This window comes from Kangiella geojedonensis, assembly GCF_000981765.1.
Classification (GTDB): domain Bacteria; phylum Pseudomonadota; class Gammaproteobacteria; order Enterobacterales; family Kangiellaceae; genus Kangiella; species Kangiella geojedonensis.
On sequence record NZ_CP010975.1, the window covers coordinates 324,705 to 337,840 of the forward strand.

Here is a 13,136-nt window from a genome sequence, read left to right on the forward strand (position 1 = left end):
ATTACTCGGTGGTGTACTCAAGCCCTTCTGGCTTCGAGTCTTCAATTAAAGATTTCAATTGTTCAAGGTTATGCTGATGACCTTGATCAATGGTTGAGCTTAATAGAAACAGTAGGGAGTTTTGGACGATCCCGCGCCCCGTGTAATCCAAGCGCAAATCAATCTTGGTGGTGCCATTCCCAGTATCCGTAAAAGTGGTTTTGCTAGTACCTTCAAGCCATTGGTTCTCGTAATTGTAGCTAATCAACTCGTTGGGTTTAAATTGAGCTAAGGTTTGATTAATCGTTGTAATCTCACCAGACCCTGTGGTGAATTTAAGACGATGTTTATTACCCAGCTCATTCATCTGACCTTCGAGCTGTTCAAAACCTTGGTAATTGGTCATCCAGTGCTTGTAGAGTAACGGGTTGTTATAAACCGCAAATACTTGATGCTGAGGCGCTTCGATTTCAATGCTGGCTTTGCTTTGGTAGTCAGTCTTGAAGATGCCGATAGCAACCAAAGTTAATAAAATAACGCCGATAACAATAAAAAAATATTTCACGAATTTCATAGGTTTCTCTTAAAAATAGTCTTCAATAATTTACTTCAATGGCTGGCTAAGGCTTATCGTCCCTTAGCTCTTTTACCACAGTATACAAGTGTTCTCTGTTTGCTTCATCTGGTGATATTGGCTCAGCGACCACTAATGTAACTTTTGTGCGCAGACGCTTAAGGCGATCAATAAACTTATTTACTTTCTTGCGGCTGAATAAACTATGCCACAACCCTTGAAGCGCCATAGGGACGACTGGAACGGGTGTCTTTTCAATGATGCGTTCGATGCCGGATTTGAATTCGTTCATATCACCATCTGAAGTCAGCTTGCCCTCGGGGAAAATACAGACTACTTCGCCTTGATCCAGCGCTTCAGCAATGCTGTACATGGCTTCATTCAGCAACTCAGGATCTTCTTTATGTCCTGCAATAGGAATCGCTTTTGCCGTTCTGAAAATAAAGCTAAGCACAGGGACTTTGAAAATTTTATGGTACATCACGAAACGAATAGGGCGTCTGACAGTGCCTCCTATAATCAAGGCATCAACATAACTGACATGATTGCAAACCACCACGCAGGCACCTTCCTCAGGAACGTTCTCTAGACCAGTTTTTTTGACGCGATAGATGGTGTTGATCAGAATCCAAATTAAGAAGCGCATCAAAAATTCAGGAATGAGACTGAATATATAAATCGCGACAACCGCGTTTAGAATCGCAGTCAACATAAAGAACTGCGGAATAGTCATGCCGTTGCCAAGGCAAACAGCCGCTAAAGCAGCAGCGATTACCATAAAGAACGCATTGAGAATATTGTTGCCTGCAATAACGCGTGAGAGGTGCGATTTATCACAACGCTCTTGAACTAGCGCGTAGAGAGGCACAATGTAAAAGCCACCAAAGATACCGACAAAGGCACAGTTTAGAAGCGTTCTAACCGCGCCATCTTGGCTAAGAAAAGCTGATGGCCCTAACTCGCCAATATAGCTACTGGTAGGATTGGCAAAGTAAATATCCAAGGCAAACCATGTCATACCAATCGCGCCGAAAGGCACTAACCCCAGCTCCACTTTTCGCCCTGATAAAAATTCACACAGGGCTGAGCCCACGCCAATTCCTACCGAAAACGTCGCTAAAATCATGGTCGCAACATTTTCATTACCGTTTAGGCTAACTTTTGTAAAGTTAGGGATTTGCGTAAGAAACACAGCACCATAGAACCAAAACCAAGAGATGCCCAAAATCGATAAGAAGACTACTCGATTGGCTCGTGCGTACTGAAAGGTTCGCCATGTTTCGGTAATGGGGTTCCAGTTGATTTTTAAATAAGGTTGGGCGGAAGGGGTTTCTGGAATTCGTCGACTGGCTAAGTAGCCGCAAGCAGAAACCACCAACAATAAAACACTCAGTATCCGAACGCCAAGCTCATCAAAACCAATAAGAACACCGCCAATCACTGTACCAATAATAATTGAGAGGAAGGTTCCCATCTCGACCAAACCATTACCGCCCAGTAATTCTTTGTCCGATAAGTGCTGTGGCAAGATACTGTATTTGATAGGCCCAAACAAACTCGACTGAAACCCCATTAGGAACAGAATACCAAGTAAAAACCAAATATTATTGAGAAAGAAACCGAGAACGGCTAGCGCCATGATCACTATTTCCAGCACTTTGATTTTTCGAATAAGTGCCGACTTTTCATACTTTTCCGCAATCTGACCTGCGGTAGCGGAAAACAAAAAGAAGGGAATTATAAAAAGGCCAGCCGCAATATTGTTAAGCAAGTCGGAGTTTAAACCAAGCTCATCGCCAGCCCTAAAAGCAATAAAAATCAATAAAGCACTTTTGAAGATATTATCATTAAGCGCGCCAAGGGCTTGCGTAATAAAAAACGATGAAAAGAATTTTTGTTTAAATAATGAAAATTGGTTTTGTGCCATTGGTCGATTCCTTGGCTTATTGTTGTATCGGCAAGTTAAAAAAGCTCACCGTGTTGTTAAAGCAGTTTTGGGATAACTCTGATAACGGCTGTTGGCGGCAGTCTGCAATTTTGTGTGCAACATGCGGTAATAAGCACGGTTCGTTACGATTACTTTTAAGTTGCGCCTTCTGCTCTTTGTTTAAATCTCTTGGCGTTAAAAACGGCGCATCAGTTTCTATCATCAGCTTGTCATCGGGAATTAAATGCACCATTTGCGCTAAGTCTTGCCCACGACGCTCGTCGCAAATCCAGCCAGTAATACCAATATAAATTCCCATATCGATATATTGTTCGAGGCTTTCCTGACTACCAGTAAAGCAATGAATCACCGCTTTGGGAAGTTTAGACTGATACTGTTGAAGTAGCTTAATCATGGCTTCGCCAGCATCTCGTTCATGCAAAAACAAAGGTTTCTGAATGTCACAAGCGAGTTGTAACTGCTGCTCAAAAACCGCGAGCTGAGTGTCTTGGGGCGAAAAGTTACGATTAAAGTCTAAGCCACATTCGCCAACGGCAACCACTTTATCCTGTTGCAGCAGCTTCCTTAGCAGTGACAAATCCTCATCCTTAAAGTCTTTAGCATCATGCGGATGACAGCCTGCGGTGGAGAATAAGTCAGGGAACTGCCCAGCTAAAGCAAAAGCCTGCTGACTCTCCGCAGAAGTTGTTCCTGTAATGATTTGTGCTGTGACACGGTGATCGCGTGCTTTTTTAATGACTTGTTCGTAGTCGTCATTAAAGCGGTTATTGGTAAGGTTAACGCCGATATCAATAAATGACATAAATTTGTAGTTTTTGCTTGTAGACTTGTGATTTTGCTTCCTTGTTATAAACTATTTTGACGAGAAATGATACTTGCTACCAGATACCAATTATTACAGGGAACCCTATGTCATCAGATATGAGCCGCGTCACCAACGTACTGCTAGCGATTGCAGCTACCTTTATCGTTATTGCTGGACTAAAAGCCGCCAGTAGCTTTGTGGTGCCAGTGATTTTATCGCTGTTTGTGTCAATCATCTTAGGACCTCTGTATTTCTTCTTAGCCAACCTAAAAGTACCGAAAACGGATAAAACCATACCTGACTGGTTGGCGATGATATTGGTGGTGGTGCTGATGTCGGGCTTATTTTTCCTGATTGGACGTTTAGTCGGTAACTCGGTAGAACAGTTCTCAGCCAAATTGCCTGAGTACGAAATCATGCTAAGAGCCAAGCTTGCTGGGGCCATGACCTGGCTAGAAGGGCTTGGTTTTAATATTCCAGAAGCTTCACTAGCGGAACGATTTTCACCCAGCACCGTGATGAGCCTTTCCGCGTCTGTCCTAAACGGCTTAGGAGGCATGCTCAGTAATTTATTCTTAATCGTTTTGACCTCGATCTTTTTATTGATGGAAGCCAGTGTCTTTGGTGAAAAAATGCAGCGTGCCTTCCCAAGCGCAGAAAGCAAAGCGCACTTAGGGTTAAGCGAAGTAATCGATAAAATTAAGCGTTACGCCACCATTAAATCAATTGTCAGTTTGCTTACCGGTGCCTTAATCAGCGTGTGGCTGGTGATTCTAGACGTCGAGTATCCGTTTTTGTGGGGCCTAGTCGCCTTTATGTTTAACTTCGTACCAAATATCGGCTCGATTATCGCCGCGGTTCCAGCGGTTATTATGGCGTGGTTAACCCAAGACTCGATTACCACGCCGCTGTTAGTTGCTGCGGGTTACCTAACCGTTAACTTTGTTGTCGGTAATATCGTCGAACCTAAATTTATGGGCAAAGGACTCGGCTTATCAACCCTAGTGGTATTCCTATCCTTATTATTCTGGGGCTGGGTTTTAGGGCCTGTCGGAATGTTACTGTCAGTACCTCTGACCATCATCGTCAAAATCATCCTCGATAGTAATAAAGAAACCCAATGGATCGGCATTATGTTGGGTGATAAGTGACTGAATAGGTTTATTGTTAATAAACCTATTCAGTCATCCCCGCGGAGGCGGGGATCTCGTATCGGCTTGCTGCGTGCTATTACCAGAGACAAACTACCTCAGCTCAGAGGCTTTGACTCTTCTCAGAGCTTAAAGTAGTCTCTTTATATAAATATTAAACGAAAAAATTAAGAATACTGGAATAGGGCTGTAGGAAAAACCGCCGTTTAGTGCTCATTTTATTAGAATTCCAAGCGATAATGCACTTCAAGACCGCCTTTACTATGGTATTAGCCACTTTTTTGGAGTGAAAGAAATTATTCTTTATAAATTAGCGGGTTATAGTCCAGTTCGGGTATTCTTATGTTAGCAGTACAAGGAAAGGTCATGAGTATTCTGCAGAATGCACTAGATTCGATAGCAATTGGATTAGAAGACTTTGAGTCTGCTGATGAGAGGAGAATAATCTCTTCTACTCGCAATATATTTGCGGGAATTCTTCTGCTATTTAAGCATAAGCTATGCGAGCTTAGCCCCGTAGGTTCCGATGAGGCATTAATCAAGCAAAGGGTGCTGCCAGAAATTGACGCAACCGGCGCAGTTAATTGGATTGGCAGGGGTAAAAAAACAGTCGATGTTCAAAATATCAAAGACCGATTTGAATCACTTAACATATCGGTAGACTGGAAGAGGCTGGAAAGAATAAACAAGTATCGTAATGATATAGAACATTATTACAGCACCTTAAACAACGAGTCAGTCCAGCAGCTAATTTCTGATTCATTTCTAATAATACGAGATTTCATCGCAGATGAGTTGGAGGAAGAACCAAAATCATTGCTTGGCGAAGACTATTGGAAAATATTAGTCGATGTAAACGAGGTCTACGCAAAGGAAAAACAGGAGTGTGATTCTTCGTTAGAGAAGCTTGATTACTTTAGCAATGAAATTCTTTACGCATTGCAAGCATACCGATGTGACGAGTGTGGCTCTGGATTAATCGAAACAGAAGATTCTGACAAGGCCATAGAAGCATCATTTAAATGTAGGGCGTGTGAGAGAGAGTCGCACTATGAAGAAATAGTAAATGACGCGGTTAAGCAATTTTACGCAGATGACGCTTTTTCGGCACACAAGGATGGTGGTGATAAACCTGTGGTTGACTGTCCATTCTGTTTTGATGGGGCATATATTTTCCTCGAAGGTGTGTGTGTATCCTGTGGTGATTCTGCGACGCATGAGTGCGTAAGGTGTGGTTGCAATATCCCCCCAGAAGAAATATCTGATGATAATGTTTGCGGGTATTGTTCACATATGTGGGCAAAAGTAATGGCAGAGTAATGTACTGCTAACAAGGCGCTGCTGTCGGACAAATTTTCCGCTACGCTCCAAATTTGCCTCAGAGCGCGGCGTTATGTACCCATCGGAGTTGAGAGTTAGGAGCAGATATTGGATCTAAAGTTAACTGAATTTTTGGCAATTTATGGAGCAGTACTTTCGAGCTTTGTTTTTCTCTGGAATGTATTAAAGTCTAGGAGAAAAGTAGCCGTAAAGCTGATTTATGGGCTTGAAGGTGAAGAAGACGATATTAAAACTGGCGTATATGTTTTCATTAAAAACCCCTCAGCTCAAGTTGTTCATATATCCGGGTTGTCGATTCTCCACCCGTGGAGAAAGACAAATATTTTTAAAGTCATTTTAGAGTCAATTAAACATAGGCGTTGGTTTTCTACTTATGGATGGGTTCACTCAAGTTTATCCCTATATAAGGTTGATGATGGCTGTCCAATATCAATCGAGCCAGGGCACTCACACAAAGTTTTAATTCCCGATGATGTATTAAGTGAAATACTAGAGGACTCTGTAAGCCGTGAAATAATGGCTTCAGTTCAAGAACAGCTATGGAATGAAACGTGTTCCAAACCCTTTGAGCTCCAAGAGTTTCAATGAGAGCACATAACAAACAGCGCAAGCGGGACGTTAACTTCCCTGAACAATAAAAAAAGCCCTGCAAGAGCAGGGCTGAGTGGAGCGAATAAACACTAAGGGGTAGATTTATGTTTACTCTGTTACTCCAGAACTTTGAGCTTTTGTATCCATGCTTTCAGCATCTTTTTTAGGTGCGTAAGTCACGGCTTTGTCGCCGCCGCCAAGTGCTTTATATAACGAGATAACGTTCGCGAGCTGTGCGCGTTCAGTTTCAAGTAACGCTTGTTCGGCTGTGAATTGATCTTGTTGTGCATTTAACACTTCAAGGTAACTCGCTAGGCCGGCTTTATACTTTGCTTCTGCTAACTGTAGGCGTTTGCTTTGCGCTTTAACTAAGGAGCGGTTAGCGTCTAACTCGCCGCCGTAGGTGGAGCGGTTAGCCATCAACTGATACACCTCTGAGAAAGCCTGTTGCACCGCTTTTTCGTACTCAGCGATTAAACGCTGCTGTTGTGCTTCGGCAATATCTAAGTTCGCTTGCAAACCATTATTAAAAATAGGAATTCGGATGGATGGCATAAAGCTCCATGTTTTGGATTCGCTATCAAACAAATTATCGAACTCGGTACTGGAGTAGCCGTATTGCCCGGTTAAACTAATTGACGGGAAGAAGGCAGCACGAGCAGCACCAATATTGGCATTAGCCGCATATAAGTTTTGTTCCGCTGACAAAACATCAGGGCGACTTAATAGCACTTCTGAGTTGATGTTGTCAGGAAGTTCTATGGCCATCGCAGCTAACTTTAATTGCTCCGTATCAAAGTTAACGGCTGATAGAGGTTTACCAATTAATAACTCTAGTGCACTTTTTGCAGCGGCGTGAGCACGGTCGAACTGTGCTTTTTGCGCGCTAACGGTGGCTAAGGCGGCCTGTGCTTGTGCTAAATCCAGCTCACTGGCGATACCTGTGTCGAGACGCTTTTGAATCAAGTCTAAGCTTTCTTGACGGCTTTTCAGTGTTTTCTCTGCTAGGTTTAAACTGCGGTAAGCTGAAATCCAGCTGTAGTAGGCGTTAGCGGTTTGGGCAATAACGCTTAACTTTACCGAGCGAGCGGCTTCTGCACTGGATAGGTACTGTGCTAAAGCGGCATCGTTGAGCGAGCGAACACGTCCAAACAGGTCCAACTCATACGACATTAAACCAACGTTTGCGCTGTAAATATCCTGAATGCTATCTACACCTGGAAGAGTGAAGACATTCGCCGAATTTTTGGTGCGGGTTTGACTCACTTCACCGCTGATTGACGGAAATAAATCTTCGCGCTGTATTTGATAGCGACCTTCCACTTCCGCCATGCGAGCGATAGCAATTCTCAAATCTGTATTCGACTCTAATGCTTCTTCAATCATGACGCGTGCATTAGCATCAGGGAAAAAGTCCTGCCAAGCTTCAAGCGTAAAAGCTGCATCTTGAGCTTCTAGTTTCTGTCCTGAGTCTTGTCTATTACTTTGCCCGAAACTGTGCTCAATCGAGGTTTGCGGACGCTCGTTATTCGGTGCCATAGACAGACAGCCTGATAAAATCAAACTAGCTGCCAAGGCCGTGACGGAGGTTAGGCTTTTGCTGGTGAATGATTTAGTCATCTTTAATCTCCATACCTTTAGCGGCAAGTTCGTAGTGTTTTAGTTTTCTTGGGAAAATCTTGCGCACCAGTAAGTAGAATACTGGCACAAAGAAAATGGCTAACACCGCCGCGGAAATCATACCGCCCATGACGCTGGTACCGATGGCCTGGCGACTCGCTGAACCTGCACCTGTGGCAAGTACCAGAGGTAATACGCCCATGATGAACGCCAACGAGGTCATTAGGATAGGGCGCAAACGTAAGCGGCACGCTTCGGTAACCGCTTCGAGAGCACTCTTGCCTTCGCCCTGTGCCTCGCGCGCAAACTCAACGATAAGAATCGCGTTCTTAGCCGACAAACCAATAATGGTGATGAGGCCAACCTTGAAATAAATGTCGTTAGCCATGGAGCTGAATTCTGCGAAAAGTATCGATCCTAAGATCCCAAGAGGCACTACTAGGACGACGGCCAACGGTACTGACCAACTTTCATACAGTGCAGCTAGCACTAAGAAAATGACTAAGAACGATAGGCTAAACAGTAAGGCTGTTTGGTTGCCAGCGACTTTTTCTTCAAGCGACTGCCCTGACCATTCGTAGCCGATACCTTTCGGTAAGTTTTCTGCGAATTGTTCCATCAGCATCATGACTTCACCCGAGCTGACGCCTTCGGCACCATTACCGGTTAATGGTATCGAGGCAGAACCGTTGTAGCGCGTTAACTTGGCTGGTGCTTCGGTCCACTTTGCTGTGGCGACTTCCGACAAGTTAACCAGATCGCCCTGAGTATTGCGGACTTGCATGCTTAGGATTTCTTCAGGCGTTGAACGAGTCTCTGCATCTGACTGAATCCACACCTGTCGTACTTTCTGCCCTTCGACATAGTCGTTGATGTAGGCTGAGCCTAGAGCAATTTGCAGCGTGTTATTTAACTCGCCGATATCAATGCCCAACGAGCGCGCTTTAACGCGATCCACTTCAAACGTTAACAGCGGCGCTGGTGGTAAAGTGTCCGGACGAATTTCAGCAAACTTGCCTGACTGCGATGCCATACCAATTAACTGGTAGGCGGCGCCCATCAACTGTTGTGTGCCGACGCCAGACTTATCTTGTAACTGGAAGTCGAAACCACTGCTGTTACCCAAGCCAGGAATTGACGGCATGTTAAAAGCGAAGGTATTACCTTCTTGGTATTTCATAAACTCTGCTGTCGCTGCCCCTGCTAATTCGTCAGCGTTACGCATTTCTTCGCGTTCACCCCATGGTTTTAAATTGACGAAGGTGATCGAAGTATTTTGACCGGTACCAAAGAAACTGAAGCCAGCAACGGTGATAATTCGTTCCACTTCAGGCTGATTCAAGAACCAAGCATCGGTTTTTTTGGTTAGCTCAAGTGTCCGAGCGCGCGTCGACCCCGACGGCATCAGCGACGAGGCAACGATAAAGCCCTGGTCTTCTGAAGGCACGAAACCTGTTGGCATGCTGGCAAAACGCCAGCCGACAAAAGCGGTAATCACAACAAACACCGCCATGGTGATCAACAAACCGGTTTTTCTGAATAACTTTTTGACATTGGTCATGTAGGTGTCAGTAAATTTGTTGAAGCCTTTATTGAACCAACGGAACGGAGCCCATTCCTTCTTGCCTTCTTTTTCTTTCTTCAATAAGCCTTGCGCAATGGCTGGGCTTAATGACAAAGATAAGAACGCCGAAATAGCCACGCTCAAGACAATAGTCAGTGAGAACTGTTGATAAATTCGACCGACCGAGCCTGAGAAGAAGGCCATCGGAATAAATACCGCAATCAATACCGCAGTGGTACCAATAATCGCGCCAGAAATCTGTTTCATGGCTTTCTTGGTCGCTTGATAAGGGCCTATGTCTTCTTCATCAAGAATACGTTTGATGTTCTCGACCACGATAATGGCATCATCGACCACAATACCAATCGCTAATACCATGGCAAACATGGTGAGCATGTTGATTGAGAAGCCCAGCAAGTAAAGCCCCATACCTGTACCAATCAAGGATACTGGAACGACGATCAATGGGATCAGGGTGGTACGCCAGCTCTGTAAGAATAAGAACATGACTAGCGTGACTAAGAATACGGCTTCGACTAAGGTCTGAACGACTTGGCTAATCGATTCGTCGACAAAGATTGACGTGTCGTAAGGAATAACCCATTCAACATCTTCAGGAAAATACTGCTCAAGTTCTGACATCCTAGCTTTAACCGATTCTGCCGCTTCTAAGGCGTTACCGGCGTTGCTTAGCTTAAGCGCAAATGCCGCTGAGTCTTGACCATTTAACATCGCCGCAGAACCATAGTTATTAGCGCCACGTTCAACTTCGGCAACGTCTTTTAGGCGCACAATGGCACCGTCGCTTGATGAACGAAGAATAATGTTGCCAAACTCGTCAGGTGTCGATAAGCGTGACGGAACTAAAATCGTCGCATTAATTTGCTGGTTGCTCGGCGAGGGTAGAGAGCCCAGTTCACCAGTTGCGAGCTGTGCATTCTGATCGCGAATGGCCTGTGAAATTTCACTCGGCGTAATGGCGTAGGAAGCCATCTTTTTCGGATCAACCCATACGCGCATGGCGTAAGTTGAGCTGAACAGTTGCGCGCTACCAATACCGTCGATACGACGCATTTCACCTAAAATAGCACGATCAACATAATCGCCTAGGTCAGTAGCGTCATGCGTACCATTCGGTGAGTACAGTGATACCACCATCAAAAAGTCAGGACGCGTTTTATCAATATTGACACCCTGAGTTCGAACCGACGCGGGCAAACGTGCCTCAACACGCTTAAGGCGATTCTGAACCTCAACGCCAGCGATATCAGTGTCAGTACCTGTGGCGAAGGTTAAAACAATGGTTGAAGTACCGGTACGTGAACTATCAGACTTGATATAACGTAAGCCTTCGATACCGTTCATCTCTTCTTCGATAACACTGGTGACGGTGTCTTCAATCACTTCAGCTGAAGCACCTGGATAAGTAGCGGTTACCGTGACTTGTGGAGGTGATATATCGGGATACGCCATCACCGGCAAGTTCTGAACAGCTAGGGTTCCACCGAGTAGTATCAGTAAAGAGATCACCCATGCAAAGATAGGTCGGTTAATAAAAAACTGTGCCATAAGTAGTACCTATTTCTGCGTATGAGACGCTTCCGCTTCTTGTGGTTTATTTGAGTTCGGCAAAATTTGTACAGGTGTTCCAGGTTGTAAAAACTGGGTATTGCTGACGATAACTTTATCGCCTTCAGCTAAACCGCTTTTAATTACCCAACTGGTGCCCATCATGGGTCCTAACTCGACTGGCTGCATGGCTAACTTGCCATCTTTGACCACTTTAACCATGGCGCCTTGAGCCGTGACTTGCACCGCTTTTTGTGGAACTTGTAATAAGGTTTGTGAATCAGCAACAGGCGCTTTCACGCGTACGAACATGCCCGGTAATAGTTTGTTATCGGGGTTCTTTACGGTGGCGCGCAATAAGATTGAGCCTGTGTCACGATCGACCGAGAGGCTAGAGAACTCTAGATGCCCTGGGTGCTCATAAGGCGTGCCGTCGTTGAACATTATTTCAATTTGCTGAGACTCTGAATCAGTAGCGTCTGAGCTTGAGAACAACTCACGCATCTTGTTGATCTCAGTTGGTGAACGAGTAAAGTCGACATACACTTCATCCAGTTGCTCAATGGTTGCTAAATGGGTGGCGTTGGCGGCACTGACCAAAGTTCCTTCAGTGACTAAAGCGCGACCAATACGACCAGAAATTGGCGCTTCAACGGTGGCGTAGTCTAAACTGATCTGAGCTTTTTCAACTTCAGCTTTGGCTTGTTCGACGCGAGCATCAGCTTGTTGGCTTTGTGCTAGGTAAGTGTCGTACTCTTGCTGACTGACGGCTCCCTGTTGTAACAGTGATTCGTAACGCTTTAAGGTTTGCTTATTTAACTTTTGCTGTGCTCGGGCATTGCTCAAATCCGCTTTCGCTGCGTTGAGGTTGGCTTTCATCACGCGATCATCGATTTGGAAAAGAGGCTGACCTTGCTTTACATCCACGCCTTCAGTAAACAGGCGCTTCTCAAGAATGCCATCAACTCGTGCGCGAACTTCTGACGTTCTAACGGCTACCACGCGGCCTGGCAAATTCTGGGTAATGGTTGTGGTTTCTGCAGTCACTTCTGCTACTTGTACCGGAGCAGCCTGCTGTTCACCTTGTTGTGCGGCAAACCCAGTGGTTGCACTGGCGCTAATCAACAAAGTACTGATTAAAACTATTTTCTTCATACTGTTTATCCTTGAGCCTGTTGCGTAGCGGTGTTGTGAGTAGGGGTACTCAGCGCAGACCAGGCAAAGTCGACCATTGATTGAATTCGTTCTTCGGTAATCTCTACGCCATTGACGTAGTAGTAATGCATCAAGAAGCTCATACCACCATAAATTGATAGATGCTGTTCTGGGGCATCGGGTGAGCGGATCACGCCGGCCTCATACGCACCTTCATAGAGTTTGAAGAATGTCTCGTACAGAGGGAAAAGCTTTTCTCGTGTTTCTTGCGTGATCACGGGTGAGAAGGCATATAAATGCAAGAACCTGAAATAGGAGCAGTTCTCCATCATAAACTGGATTATTTTGGTATAAACCGTTTTAAAGCGGTCCTCAAAACTAGCCTCAGCGTCATAATGCTCGAGCAAAAACTCGACTTCACTGCGCTTTACGTGGAGGAAACACTCGTTTATCAGGTGTTCTTTGCCTTCAAAGTAGTTGTAAACACTCCCTGTCGCGACCTCAGCTTCTTTCGCAACCAGTGCCATAGAAGAGCCTTGAAGACCCCGTTCGACAAATAAACGAATGGCTGCCTCGAGGATTTGGTGCTGTTTGGACATGGCATATCAAAATAAAATGAACGTTCATTCATTTTATGCGGTTCGGATGTTTGACGCAACACATGATGGGCAAGTATTTGTTAAATTATGTGTCTGTTTTGGTTGAAAAGCTCAGGTGTATTTTGTTTGAGTGAGTGGTAATATCAGTAAGATTATGAAATTACAGATAATTTTTTGTATAAGTATAAAAGTTAACGATAGTCACCATTAGCATCAAAAATGGCTTGATAGGAGATTTCT

At 44.6% G+C, this 13,136-nt stretch carries 10 protein-coding genes; 3 read left to right on the plus strand and 7 right to left on the minus strand.

Annotated elements, in window-relative coordinates; translation table 11 throughout:
- Position 1 precedes the first annotated feature (1 nt).
- The 3 genes from TQ33_RS01565 to TQ33_RS01575 are packed head-to-tail and all read right to left on the minus strand — an operon-like array spanning position 2 to position 3,303.
- Positions 2–553, minus strand: coding sequence for an SRPBCC family protein (locus TQ33_RS01565; RefSeq protein ID WP_046560504.1), 552 nt, complete (start codon positions 551–553; stop codon positions 2–4).
- A gap of 46 nt (positions 554–599) precedes the next feature.
- Positions 600–2,480: an MFS transporter gene (locus TQ33_RS01570; protein ID WP_046560505.1), complete on the minus strand. Its 1,881-nt coding sequence runs from the start codon at positions 2,478–2,480 to the stop codon at positions 600–602.
- A gap of 16 nt (positions 2,481–2,496) precedes the next feature.
- Positions 2,497–3,303: a TatD family hydrolase gene (locus tag TQ33_RS01575; protein ID WP_046560506.1), complete on the minus strand. Its 807-nt coding sequence runs from the start codon at positions 3,301–3,303 to the stop codon at positions 2,497–2,499.
- A gap of 107 nt (positions 3,304–3,410) precedes the next feature.
- On the opposite strand from TQ33_RS01575, the gene TQ33_RS01580 reads away from it, so the two are divergent.
- The 3 genes from TQ33_RS01580 (at position 3,411) to TQ33_RS01590 (ending at position 6,386) form a co-directional block, all read left to right on the plus strand.
- Positions 3,411–4,457 (plus strand): AI-2E family transporter, encoded by a 1,047-nt coding sequence (locus TQ33_RS01580; RefSeq protein WP_046560507.1) that lies wholly within the window; start codon positions 3,411–3,413, stop codon positions 4,455–4,457.
- Positions 4,458–4,823: 366 nt separating this feature from the next.
- Positions 4,824–5,777, plus strand: a complete 954-nt coding sequence (locus TQ33_RS01585) for a hypothetical protein (protein WP_046560508.1) — start codon at positions 4,824–4,826, stop codon at positions 5,775–5,777.
- Between the two features lie 108 nt (positions 5,778–5,885).
- Positions 5,886–6,386 (plus strand): hypothetical protein, encoded by a 501-nt coding sequence (locus tag TQ33_RS01590; RefSeq protein WP_046560509.1) that lies wholly within the window; start codon positions 5,886–5,888, stop codon positions 6,384–6,386.
- Positions 6,387–6,497: 111 nt separating this feature from the next.
- On the opposite strand, the gene TQ33_RS01595 is transcribed toward TQ33_RS01590, so the two are convergent.
- Genes TQ33_RS01595 through TQ33_RS01610 form a run of 4 tightly spaced genes read right to left on the minus strand, consistent with a single transcriptional unit; the run spans position 6,498 to position 12,896 of the window.
- Positions 6,498–8,009, minus strand: a complete 1,512-nt coding sequence (locus TQ33_RS01595) for an efflux transporter outer membrane subunit (RefSeq protein WP_046560510.1) — start codon at positions 8,007–8,009, stop codon at positions 6,498–6,500.
- Entirely contained in the window at positions 8,002–11,142 is a 3,141-nt protein-coding gene (locus TQ33_RS01600; RefSeq protein ID WP_046560511.1) for a multidrug efflux RND transporter permease subunit, read from the minus strand. The genes TQ33_RS01595 and TQ33_RS01600 overlap by 8 nt, the downstream gene beginning before the upstream one ends.
- A gap of 9 nt (positions 11,143–11,151) precedes the next feature.
- Positions 11,152–12,297 (minus strand): efflux RND transporter periplasmic adaptor subunit, encoded by a 1,146-nt coding sequence (locus tag TQ33_RS01605; RefSeq protein ID WP_046560512.1) that lies wholly within the window; start codon positions 12,295–12,297, stop codon positions 11,152–11,154.
- Between the two features lie 5 nt (positions 12,298–12,302).
- Positions 12,303–12,896, minus strand: a complete 594-nt coding sequence (locus tag TQ33_RS01610) for a TetR/AcrR family transcriptional regulator (RefSeq protein ID WP_046560513.1) — start codon at positions 12,894–12,896, stop codon at positions 12,303–12,305.
- Between the last annotated feature and the right edge of the window lie 240 nt (positions 12,897–13,136).